This is a genomic window from Leptolyngbya boryana PCC 6306 (assembly GCF_000353285.1).
GTDB classification, from domain to species: domain Bacteria; phylum Cyanobacteriota; class Cyanobacteriia; order Leptolyngbyales; family Leptolyngbyaceae; genus Leptolyngbya; species Leptolyngbya boryana.
In genome coordinates this window covers 5,720,889-5,732,790 of the sequence record NZ_KB731324.1, presented here as the reverse complement: position 1 = coordinate 5,732,790, position 11,902 = coordinate 5,720,889, and the positions used below count along the sequence as shown (strand labels likewise).

7 protein-coding genes are annotated in these 11,902 nt (G+C 48.5%); 2 read left to right on the top strand and 5 right to left on the bottom strand.

All coding sequences use genetic code 11. The features are described from left to right. Positions 1-99 precede the first annotated feature (99 nt). On the bottom strand, positions 100-1,011 hold the full coding sequence (gene queG, locus LEPBO_RS0128590) for a tRNA epoxyqueuosine(34) reductase QueG (RefSeq protein ID WP_017291023.1): 912 nt from the start codon (positions 1,009-1,011) through the stop codon (positions 100-102). 54 nt (positions 1,012-1,065) lie between these two features. On the opposite strand from queG, the gene LEPBO_RS0128585 reads away from it, so the two are divergent. Together LEPBO_RS0128585 and LEPBO_RS0128580 are read left to right on the top strand one after the other, a co-directional pair. Beyond that, positions 1,066-1,437: a nuclear transport factor 2 family protein gene (locus LEPBO_RS0128585; protein WP_017291022.1), complete on the top strand. Its 372-nt coding sequence runs from the start codon at positions 1,066-1,068 to the stop codon at positions 1,435-1,437. A gap of 29 nt (positions 1,438-1,466) precedes the next feature. Further along, positions 1,467-1,910 (top strand): Rrf2 family transcriptional regulator, encoded by a 444-nt coding sequence (locus LEPBO_RS0128580; RefSeq protein ID WP_017291021.1) that lies wholly within the window; start codon positions 1,467-1,469, stop codon positions 1,908-1,910. Positions 1,911-2,120: 210 nt separating this feature from the next. Here the strand turns inward: LEPBO_RS0128580 and LEPBO_RS0128575 are convergent, their stop codons facing one another. The 4 genes from LEPBO_RS0128575 to LEPBO_RS0128560 are packed head-to-tail and all read right to left on the bottom strand — an operon-like array spanning position 2,121 to position 11,662. Further along, positions 2,121-5,174: a hypothetical protein gene (locus tag LEPBO_RS0128575; RefSeq protein ID WP_017291020.1), complete on the bottom strand. Its 3,054-nt coding sequence runs from the start codon at positions 5,172-5,174 to the stop codon at positions 2,121-2,123. A gap of 6 nt (positions 5,175-5,180) precedes the next feature. Next, entirely contained in the window at positions 5,181-6,998 is a 1,818-nt protein-coding gene (locus LEPBO_RS45145) for a response regulator (RefSeq protein WP_017291019.1), read from the bottom strand. 19 nt (positions 6,999-7,017) lie between these two features. After that, a complete protein-coding gene (locus tag LEPBO_RS44630) occupies positions 7,018-9,144 on the bottom strand; it encodes a response regulator (protein WP_017291018.1) in 2,127 nt (708 codons plus the stop codon). A 16-nt stretch (positions 9,145-9,160) separates the two neighbouring features. Continuing rightward, entirely contained in the window at positions 9,161-11,662 is a 2,502-nt protein-coding gene (locus tag LEPBO_RS0128560; protein WP_017291017.1) for a response regulator, read from the bottom strand. Positions 11,663-11,902 lie beyond the last annotated feature (240 nt).

Below are 11,902 nucleotides of genomic sequence, written 5' to 3'. Positions count from 1 at the left end.
AATTTCCGAACGAATTGAGTAGGGGTGTTTCGCTATCGTCTTTTCCAGAGTGAGGGAGAGCCTGATCAAACTTCAACTATCTTTGTTTTACACCTGTGATCATTCGCGCAAATTTGCCTTCGCGTTTCGTCTCAACATGCCAATTTTAATGCGTCGCAATGCTGATCCGGTAAATCGTCGATCGTATTCTGCTTCGGAAATCTCAGCTAATTCTTTCAAGGTCGGGGCAATATTCCACGATCGCGGTTGAAAGTCTTGTACATCTGTCTCTTGAGCAAACCGCTGATTCCAAGGACAAACATCCTGACAGATATCGCAACCTGCGACCCATCCTTTGAGATCCATTTCTGGCAAATTCTCAGCCCGATTCTCAATCGTATGGTACGCAATGCAGCGATTGGCATCAATTACGAATGGTTCTGTGATTGCATCGGTAGGGCAAGCGTCAATACAACGAGTACAGGTTCCGCAATGCTGCGTATGAGGTTGATCGATCGCTAAATCTAAATTGGTGACAACACCACCGAGAAACACCCAAGACCCATAATCGCGAGTAATCAGATTGCCATTTTTCGCAATCCAGCCGAGTCCTGCTTGCTGTGCCCAAAACTTATCTTGAACTGGAGCGGTATCGGCAAAATAACGAGTTTGCGCTCCATTTTGTTCGAGCCAGATCGAGAAGGCTTTCAGTTTTTTGTGCAAAATTCGGTGATAGTCTCGTCCCCAACCATAGCGAGAAATTTTTGCATATTCCTTGCCTGCGGGTCGTTGCTGCGCAGTGTGATAGTTCAAAGCAACACAGATCATCGATCGCGCATCTGGAACGAGTTCGCGAATATTCTGACGTTTCGGATTTGCCATCCACGCCATGTCCGCTTGAAATCCGCGATCGAGCCAATTCTGCAAAGCCTGAATCGCAGAACTTTGAGCCGGATCAGTCACCGATGCAATTCCAACTTTGTGAAATCCTAGCTCGATCGCTTTTTGCTTAATTTCTTCCGTAAGCGTCATGACATCTCTTGCGCAGCTTCTCTATTCTAGTTTGACTGAAACGAGGGAAATTCTATGGAGATTGAAGGCATTTCACACCCCACGATTTTGCGATACTTTGAAACTTTGAACGCGGGCGAATTCGAGGCAACGAGCGAATTATTTGATCCAGAAGGAGCGATGCAAGCGCCGTTTGAATCACCGATCGTGGGAAGAAGTGCGATCGCGGATTATCTTCAACGAGAAGCCGTAGGATTACAAGCGTTTCCACGGGAAGGAATCGCGGTTCCTGAAACAACCGACTATCAAATTACTGGAAAAGTTCAAATGCCGATGTTTTCAGTCAATGTCACGTGGTTTTTCACGCTCAATGACAATCAAGAGATTACATTTACTCGCATCAAACTGAATGCCAGTCCTCAAGAGCTGATGAAATTGCGCGGTTAGAATGAAGACTGTGCATTTAATCTGACTCAATGAAGCTAACCACACGCGGACATTATAGCGTGAAAGCCCTTTTAGATCTCTGTTTTCAGCCGGAGTATGGCCCTGCTTCGGTGAAAGCAATTAGCGATCGACAGGATCTCCCTGCTCCCTATTTAGAAAAGCTCTTGATTGAGATGCGGCGCGCAGAATTAGTCGTTTCGATTCGCGGCGCACATGGAGGCTACCAACTGGCGCGGCATCCTTCCCAGATTTCGCTGGGAGAGATTTTAGCAGCAGTGGGTGAAAGCATTGATCCTTTGCCGCATCACACACCGGATGAGGGTCAGGCGGAAGATTGGGTAGCATTTAGTGTGTGGAATCGCTTGCATCAGAAATTGCAGCAGGCTTTGCATAGCATTTCGCTAGAGGATCTCTATTACGATGCGCGCAGTTGGCAGGCTTCACAAGGAGAAGGGGCGAGTTTTGTAGTGTGAAGGATTCACTGCGATGGGAGACAGAAGCATCGAAGACCGCCAAGAAAGAGACAGTACAACCGAAACGTTTCTAGCTGTTGTTTCGATCTTAATTGTCGTCTCGAGCTTCGTTGTCATTCATATGTCCTAATACAACTAGGTAGGGCTATATCGGTCTGCCACCTTCTCTCAACACACAAGGAAGTCTATTGATAGCGCGCCCATTGATTCTTACTTGGACTGATTCCGTTCAACTGGATGCTTGGATAGGTCTAGAGTGACGCGGGAAATAGGTGCAGCTGTCGTCATAATGCGGGTGCGGCTCTGGGACTTCCAGTGTTGATATCGAAGCAGCGGGAAAGATGCAACCTGTTTTGCCAACGCCCAGAAGAAGACATAGCTTGCCAACAATCGCTCAAATGCTCCAAAGCGAGCTTCCCGTAGTTGCTCTAGCGTCAATTGTCGATCAACAGTGCTATCGTCTGTTTCCCTCAAAGGCAGCGGGTCACTGGACAGAACAATGGCATCCTGAAAGCCTTGATGTGCGATCGCGCTGTTGTGCCCCAATGCAATGATTTCCGCGCCAGTATTTAGATGTTGGACTCCAGTAGCTTGCTTCCCTGTCATGAGCACTGCATTTTCATCCTCTTTTTGCAGCAAGCTCCGCCGACCATCAGGCACTCCTAAGAAAATTAGGGTTCCTCTGACGACTCGATGACCGAAATGATGCAGCATGTGATCCTGGGGATTGGCACCATGCACATCTAAAGATGCAATACCGTAACTGAGCGAAAAGAGCTTACTCACATAGACTTTCAGGAGTTGATGAATCCAGGGCACATCTCCAATTACTAGGGTGCGTTTTCCAGTGCGTGCTAAGAGAGGTCTGTGCTGAATGTAGCGTAGTCCCAAACTCCAAAGCCAAGGACCAAAGATGTAGATTAGGATGTCTGCTAAGGTAAGTAACGGGAGCAATACCGCAGGCAATGGAAGATTGGCAAGACTAAACAGAACGCGAAATAGAGTTTGTACTAGCGGCGCGTTTAATCCTACAGTAATGAGAATATAGAGCGCATGAATTCCCCAAGCGAATGGCGTTTCGAGAATATGCCACGCCCATTTTCGGCTACTGTGAATGAGTTGCTGATAGTCGGAAGATCGGTTTAGGTCACCCTTTGTCGTGATTCCAACGATGGATTCGGCGCGATGGATAAACTCATCTTTGGTTTGCTCCAGCATCAATAGCTCAGTAGTCGTCAGCGTCATCCCAAAGCAGCCCTGATGTGCTGGAAAACGCTCTCGAAGCCGTTTTGCTAGATACAACAAGAGTTCCGTTAAGGTAGCTTGAGCCGCAGCGACAGCAACCGTCGTCGGTTCTGCGGTGCGTCGTCCACTCCCATTGATCAAAATCCGTCGAGTGAAACTAGATTCTTGATAGTAATACTGGGAAATTGCAGTTCCCATCAAGCTACACATTTCTCCCGTCAGGATGAAGAGTTCACCAATATGACCTTGGCGACGCAGTTCTTCTAGGGCATTCGTGGCTTGTAGAGTGGGGAAGGTCTGCCCGGACTGACTAATTGCAAGCACGATCGTAGTTTTGCCCAGATGCAGTCCTTTCCAACCATACTGCAAGCGCTGGAGTAACTGATTGGCAGAAATAGTTTTAACGGTCAATGCTGGAAATAGCGAGATTAAATCTTCAGCAAAGCGCTCTCCCAGCCAAAGACTACTTTCAACGCCTGTAATCATTAAATTAAGGCAGGGCAGATCGGTGACTGGTTCTAGTTTGAAATTCACGGTTGCCCGTTGTCTATGATCCCAGTTTTTCGCCTGCTCAATTAGGAGTTCAGCAAAATAGTCTGCTGTTTGACGATTGAATGAAGTTGGATCACGCCAGGATAGCTCGATCGATTTTAGAACCTTGGGAATCTCCTGAATGTCTCGCTGAACCGGATCTGTTGCTTGTTCTTCGGGCGGCAGAATGTAGGAGTTACCTTGCAGAGGAATCCAGCGTTCTTCGAGTTCTGAACTTCGCAGTTCACGGTCTTCGAGCATGGAGTACACCGTAATGTGATCCACGCCAACCCAGGCAATTTCTCCAGCTTTTTGGTCGAGATCCAAGCGGTAGGATCGGGGAATATGAGACAGGACTGCATCAACCGCCGCAGGTTCTGAGGCATAGACCATATAGTTGTCTTGGACATTGAATCCGGTTGCGATCGGTTGTCCCCAAGCACTGACGACGAGCGTTGCTTCACTCAGTGTCGATGCCGTGACGAGACCAAAGCTGCCCTTAGCTCTCGATAGAAAGAGTTTCGTGGCTTGATACAGGTTGTTGTGGAAGAAAACGTGAACTGCGGTTTTGATCCAGGCAGATTGCTTCGCTGTAGACCATTGGCGGATCGAACTATGCTGGCTTAGGGTTTGTAGCAGTTCTTGTTCAAGCTGATTGACATGTTTTCTGGATAGCTCAACTATTGAGTTGGCATAGGGAAGCAGCAGTTTGTCCTTGTGTTTGAGAAAGACCTGTTCCGCGATCGCGCTCCAATCGCTAATCTGTTCCTCTGTTGGGGCTGTATTTGGAGCGGATGCCGAGGGCTGTTTCCCGCCAAATGCGTCTTCAAGCGATTCAGCAACTGCAAGCTGGTACGCGAGGCGAAGCGAAGCATCCCACATGCCTTGCGTGATGAGTAAATCCATCATTCCAGCGATTTTAGGAGAGTCTCCCCGCGTGGCATTCGGTGTATGGAGTACCCGTTGGAGCCAGAGTCCCAGGTGAGCATTTTCAATCGATTCATCAAAGATCGTCCAAGCGTCGAAGTCGCCATTGTGGGTGATGCGATGGTTCACGAGTTGACGATCGCAGATCCATTGTCCATTCTCAACGCGCCACACGTTCGCAAATCGCGCTGGCATCCACTCATGCCAATGGGTTTCCAAGATAGCTGGAGGGCTGCTAGTCGCATAACGATAGTGCCAGATGCCGACAATGGCTTCGTCTAATGGCTTCGCGCCTTTCTTGGTCGCTTGGCGGCGCGTTGTTGCAAAGGTCTGTTCCAGAGACTGCGTCAGATTGCGTCGCTTGAGATTGACGACTTTTTTGCCCACAAAGATCACTCGACCGTCACGATCGCGGGCGAAGACAACGCCTCCCCCGGCTTGTTCGCCCCGAATCTCAGTTTCTCGCCCCATGGTCTGACAGATTTCGACCACTCGTTCAGGAAGCAAATCGGAGCCATCTTGCGGCAATCGCTTGCCTAAAAAACCAAAATTTCCACACATGATTTGCTATTTAGAGGTTGAGCTTTTGAGGCAGTCTTCAATTTTGCTGAGCAGGCGGGGCAACTCAATCGGTTTCGTATCATAGTCATCGCAACCGGAGGCTAAGGCTTTTTCGCGATCGCCTGTCATGGCATGGGCAGTCAAGGCAATGATCGGAATGTGGCGAGTTTCAGCATTTGCTTTCAGATGTTGCGTCGCTTCCCATCCGTCCATTACTGGTAAACTGATGTCCATTAAAATCACCTGCGGCTGTTCGGAGAGCGCTTTCGAGACTCCTTCTGCGCCATCGGTGGCAATCACAACTTCATAGCCATGTCGCTGTAAACGGCGACAGAGCATATCGCAGTTTAAGTCGTTGTCTTCTACGAGGAGAACTTTTAGAGGTTTCAATTCAATGGGTTCAGCATTGGACGAGATCTGTCGAAAATAGTCGGTCTGAACAATTTCTGTGGCTTGATGCGATCGCTTGATTTGCTCTAGCTCAACCTGTAATGCTTCGAGTTGCTGATTTAGATCTGCTTCGAGTCGCTTATATTCTCTGAACTCTTCCACAATGCCTTCGTAGTGAGCTAACTGATGCCGCATTTGAGTTTGTTCTAAACAAGCTGCAACTTTCGCACGGAGGAGGGCAGTCGGGAAGGGTTTCGTCAAGTAGTCGGTTGCTCCTAGGGCGATCGCTTGGGAAATCTGCGCCATCTCATCGGGAGCTGCAATCATTAAGACGGGAGTGTGTTGCCACGCTTCATGCGATTTAAGCTGTTCCAACACGTTCAAGTTTGTCTGGCTATCCAGTACGATCAAGTCAAACGAGCTTGCCAAACCTAGCTCTACGGTTGTCGCAATTTTGACGGAGTAGCCTTGACGTTCGAGTTGTCGATATACTGGACTGCCCGCATGAGCAATCACTAACACTCGGCTATTTTCAATCGATGGATCAATTGCTTTACGCTGTTTCCGTGGGAAATTGAGTGGATCAAAACGATCGCGCTCCTCGCTAGATTCGAGATAACGAGCCATCAAACTATCTAGATTGTTCACGAGACTGAGCAGATCCTGAGCTGAAGTGTGAATTTGCTCCAGGTCTGGCAGTAAATCAGAAAGCGACTCTTCTAAAAGCAACTCACAGTAGCCCATGATAGTACTCAAGGGGGTGAGCAATTCTCGGCGCAACGCTGGAGCTAGAAGATCGGCTGTCCAATCTTGCTGCTGAACTTCTAAGAGTGCTGGATTTAGGATCGCTTGGATCAGTTTTAGTAACTGTAAACCTGAGAGATGGATTTTCTGGAGATCGCTCGCGAACGCTGAATTCTGCTGATCGACGAGTGCATCGAGGAGCATATCACTGTAGCCAACGATGGTATAGATCGGTTGCTCTAGATCATGCCGCAAGCGAGTCCATGCGATCGCTTGTCCGGGCACATCAGGAACCGGATCTAGTGGTTTTGGTAACGGTACTTCTGAAGGCTGAAGCAGCGTATCAATCTTTCCGAGCAGTCGCGTAAAATCAACGGGTTTTGTATCATACTCATCGCAACCCGCAGCTAAGGCTTTTTCACGATCTCCAACGATCGCATTTGCGGTTAACGCAATTACTGGAGTCTTTTGAGTTTGGGGATTTGCTTTAATTTGTCGAGTTGCTTCCCATCCATCGAGCACGGGCAAATTTAGATCCATTAACACGATGTCTGGTCGTTCAGTTTGAGCCTTCGCAACGCCTTCCGCGCCATCGATTGCAACAACTACATCAAATCCTTTTCGTTCTAGCCGCCGACGCAGCATATCCCGATTGGTCTCGTTGTCTTCAACTAAAAGAATTCTGGTCATAATGTGTTCCTAAAATGATTTACCTTATAAATTGCTGACCAATCTGATCAATGACTTGTGTAAATGGATGATCGGGATAGCAGACTGAGAAAATTTCACTACTCGATAGATGCATTAACTCTTCGCAAAAGGGCAGGATTCCGGCGACTGGCACTTCGTAAGACGCTTCTAACTGTTGCCGATAGGATTCAACATCAAAGCCCGGAAGCGCCCGATTCACAATCAGCGAGATTGCCTCGACCGATAACATGCGGGCGAGTTCTACAATCACTGCTGTGCCTTGATAGTCCTGGTAATCGGGACGGAGAACGAGAAGCAGCAACCCGGACGCCGCGATCGCTTGTAGCGTTCCAGGATCGATTCCAGGGTGACTATCAATCAGCAGAACATCTAACTTAAGATCCCGACTAATCTCCGAGAAACCATCTAGCAACTTCTCGTCGTGGTAGCCTTCCCGCAGAATACGAGTAATGTCGCTCGCTTTCACACTTGCTGGAATCAGATAGATGGCTCCACCCGGCGAGGGTAAGGCGTGGCTAACATCATAGGCAGCTTCATACAGAGCACAACGACCCGATAAATAGTCATTCAACGTGAGCGTCACCGTTTCTTCGTCCAATCCAAACAGCAGATGAATGCCAGGGGATTGTAAGTCTGAATCGATGATCCCCACTCGCTTGCCCTGTTTTGCCAAACTGACTGCAAGATTACTGGTGAGATTCGACTTACCTGTGCCGCCCCGAAAAGAGTGGACAATGATAGTCTGGGTCGTGCGATCGCTCTGGGTTTCAATTGCTGCGAGATCAACGCGGTGAATTCGATCGGTCACACTCGTTCGATCGTCAACACTCGATTGATCGCCATTCGCAGCAAAGCGAGATAGCGAAGGATAAAGCGACCCGCGATATAGGTTCTCTGTATCTCGACTGCCTTTTCCGCGTTTTTGGATTTGGCGAAAATGATTCGTCGCCGCGAGTTCATCGGCGATCTGCGATCGCTGCTCTGTGTGAATCGCTGCTTGTAAGAAATTCACCTGTTGCTCTAGCGATCGCTCCCGTGACTGCACTTCCTGAGCCATGCGCTGGAAGACTCGCACCAGTTGACCAAACTCGTCACTGCGTTGATTGAGGTCATCGAGACTCTTCGGATTAAAGGTTTTTGCTTCGATTTCTGCGGCGGCTGTGGTTAAGCGATCGACCTGCTGTAAGTAGAGAATTTCTTGATCCCGCAGGCGCTTCTTCTCTAAACATGCGCCAATCCTCGCCTTCAGCAAGGTAGGGTCAAATGGCTTCTGCAAGTAGTCCTCTGCACCTAGCTCAATACACTTCACAGCGCCATCGATCTCATCTAACGCAGAGATCATAATCACAGGAATATGTCGCCAGCTTTCATGTTGCTTCAGTTTCTCTAGCAGTTCCAGCCCGTTCATTCCAGGCATGATCACATCCAGCAAAATCAGATCGCAAGGCATTGCTTTCAGTAGCCGGAGTGCTTGTTGAGCAGAGGTTGCAGTCGTGACGGTATAGCCATGCCGCTTCAGTTGTCGCGCGAGTAGTTCAGGATTGGAGTCATCGATCGCTAAAATTGTTCCGCTTTGCACCTGCTTCTCAGGCGACTCCTGACTCAGTGTTTCAAGAGTTGTTGTGGCACTCCGTATGAAAGTAACTGCTGCTGGACTTTCCAGTAACAGAGGTTGTGCCTCCTGCGTGTTGAGAATTTGCAACTGCTGCTGTGCCAAGCTCACAATGTCATTGACTAGCGTGAGTAACTGTTGGGCAGAGGTGTTGAGACTATCTAAATCCGGAATTAATGAGGCTGGGGCATCCTCTAGCAACATCTCGCAGTAGCCGACAATAGCACTCAACGGGGTGAGCAGTTCTACCCGAAGCGTTGCTCCAAAGCTATCTAACCCACCCTCAATCTGGCTCATTTCCAACTTGGCGGGATCTAGAATCGTACTGACTAAGGTCAACAACTGCTGACTACAGGCATGAATCTTTTGTAAATCGCTTATTAAATTAGTCTGCTGCTGAATTTGGATTTCTTCTAGCAGGAGTTCACTGTACCCAATCATGGCGTTGATCGGTGTACAGAGTTCGTGACGGAGGTAAACGAGAAGCCGATGCTGAATTTGGCGATTGCCCATGACGAATGCCCGGAATTTAGATGTTTTTAGCTTGAAGTAAACTGCGAATCTCGTCGAGCAGAACTTGTCGGTTATTCTCGCCTTTTGAATAAATCTGCTGCGTCTGTTCGCCCAACCATTGCCGCTCCTCTAGGGTCAAGTCCTTAGCCGTGAGCACAATTACGGGTAGCGATCGCCATTGAGGATGCTGTCGAAGTTCCCGAATAAACGTAAACCCATCCATTTCCGGCATCATTAAATCAAGTAGGATCACGCCCGGTTGCTCGGTCTGCATCACTTCTAGCGCCTTCCGCCCATTCTCAGCTTCCAAAACGCGCCAGCCTGCTTTGGTGACTTGACGGGTAATCATCTCCCGATTCTCGGTGTTGTCTTCCACCACTAAAACCGAACAAGAAGAGGACTGCGTGCGGTAGGGCTGCAAGAGCGTGAGTAAGTGATCGTAATCTACAGGTTTCAACAAATAATCGACTGCACCCAATGCTGATCCCAAGGCTTGATCATCCTCTATCGTCACGATCATCACAGGAATTCTTGACAATTCGGGATCAGACTTGAGCAGGCTCAGAACTTCCCAGCCATTCATGTGTGGCATCCGAATATCCAGCAGAATCACATCGGGCATTTGTTGCTTGGCAAGACGCACACCTTCTTGTCCTCCCAGAGCTGCCATGACGTGATAGCCTTCTCGACCGAGAAAGCGTTGCATCAGATCGTGAACGGCGGGATCATCATCAATCACGAGAATCGTGCTTCCAGTACCGTTGACCTCACGCTTGACATTCATAGTAGAGGAGGTCTGTAGCGTGGGTCGGTCTGATTCAGGACTTTGTAATTGTTCTGGCAATCGCATTGTAAAGGTGGTGCCTCTACCCGTTTCACTCTCAACCTGAATCTCTCCTCCTAGCAGTTTGCAGAATTGCTGAGTAATCACAAGTCCCAATCCTGTGCCCCCATACTTGCGTGTAGTGGATGCGTCCGCTTGAGTAAATGCCTGAAATAGGTTTGCCTGCTGTTCTGGGGTCATGCCAATGCCTGTATCACTTACCGAGAAGGTGATCCAGTCTGGTTCTCTACGTTCTACCGTAAGTGTCACTGTGCCATTTTCAGTAAACTTGCTCGCATTACTAAGCAGGTTAAATAAACTCTGCCGTAGTTTGGTGACATCCGATCGCATCGAACCAATGTCGTCTGGACAATTCACCACCAGCGTATTGTGATTCTTAGTCAGTAGTGGATGTAAGGTATCGGTGATCTCTTGCATCAGAGGCGCGATCGCAAACGTTTCCAAGAAAAGCTCGACTTTACCCGCTTCTACTTTTGAGAGATCGAGAATGTTGTTAATCAATCCCAAAAGATGCTTCCCTGCGCCATGAATCTTCTGCACATCAGGGATCAGACTTGGCACCTTGAGATCGGTGATTTCTTCCACCAAAATCTCGCTGTAGCCAATGATGGCGTTCAATGGTGTTCGCAGTTCATGGCTCATATTCGCCAGAAACTTGCTCTTCGTAGCATTGGCTTCCTCTGCCTGCGCTTTCGCCTGTTGAGCCATTTTCATGCTCTCTGCTAGTTGTGCGGTTCGTTGCTCCACCGCCTGGCTCAAGGTTTGCTCACGGGTTGCGACTTCCCGTGCCATGTGCTGAAACGCCCGTGCTAGTTGTCCCGGTTCATCGGCTCGACGCGCCACCTTGACAATCCTAGGAGAGTTAAATTCGCTGACCTGCTCAGCGGTCATGGTGTCTGTCGTAAGACTGTGAGCGATCGTCGTGAGTTGATCAAGGGGATGGATTACTCTGCGCTTCAGCAGTCGATTAATGACCAGCACAACAACCGCAAAAATCGAGGCAAAAATGCCCATGGTCAACCCTAGATACTGTTGCCCTCGCTGAAACACCTGATCTGAGGGGACATAAATCGTCTGAGCCGCAACAATCTCATTGAGTTGCCAGCCAAAACCTCCTTGATCCCCAAAGCTAGCAAGCTGACTCTTAGGTGCTTTGTCCGGCGTCGAATGGCACTGCAAACAACTTTCCTTTTTGACCGATAGGGGACGTGCCGTGAAGAATAGGTTAACGCCATCCATAGTGCGATAGCCAGACAGTTTTTTCATATCCGGCTGCTGGCGGAACTGCTCTACGAGCTTGGCTTCAAACTCATCAGCTTTGTCTCTGGGATTGGTGGGATTGAGTGTTGCTTCTCGGTAGATGTAATCTCGATGCTCCGGCTGACTGCGGAAATTCTCAAATACTGTCAGCGCGGAGTAAGCAGGTACCGTTTCGCTGATAAACTTCGGCGAGATCTCTAACTGTTTTTGCAGCAGGGGTGCAACGTTCTCGCTAGTATAAGTTCTGACAGCATTCATCGTTTGCGTCAGTAGTTCAGCTTTGGTAGAGACTTCATCCTCAGCTTTGCGTTGCATTGCCTGTGACAATGTAACTCCACTCAGAATGATTCCACCTAGAAAAATGAGCGTAAGCAGCAGCGTAAACTGAGTCCCCAACCGAAGCTTTCTAAGCATTTCCACTCCTTGAGTCAGATCTTGCTAGAGCACCATTGCGACTAAGCGTAAACTATTTCGTTCTATGGACAGTAACGGGCTAACTTGCTGCGGAAAATGGGTTTCAGATGAAGGTAGAAAGATGTATCAAGATCCCTACGAATATAGGAAATGCTTAAGTGATTGTCAAATTTACTATTAACGGAATGTTAAACAAGAAGATTAATGGTTACAACGATTACAATTTCGACCACAATTTCG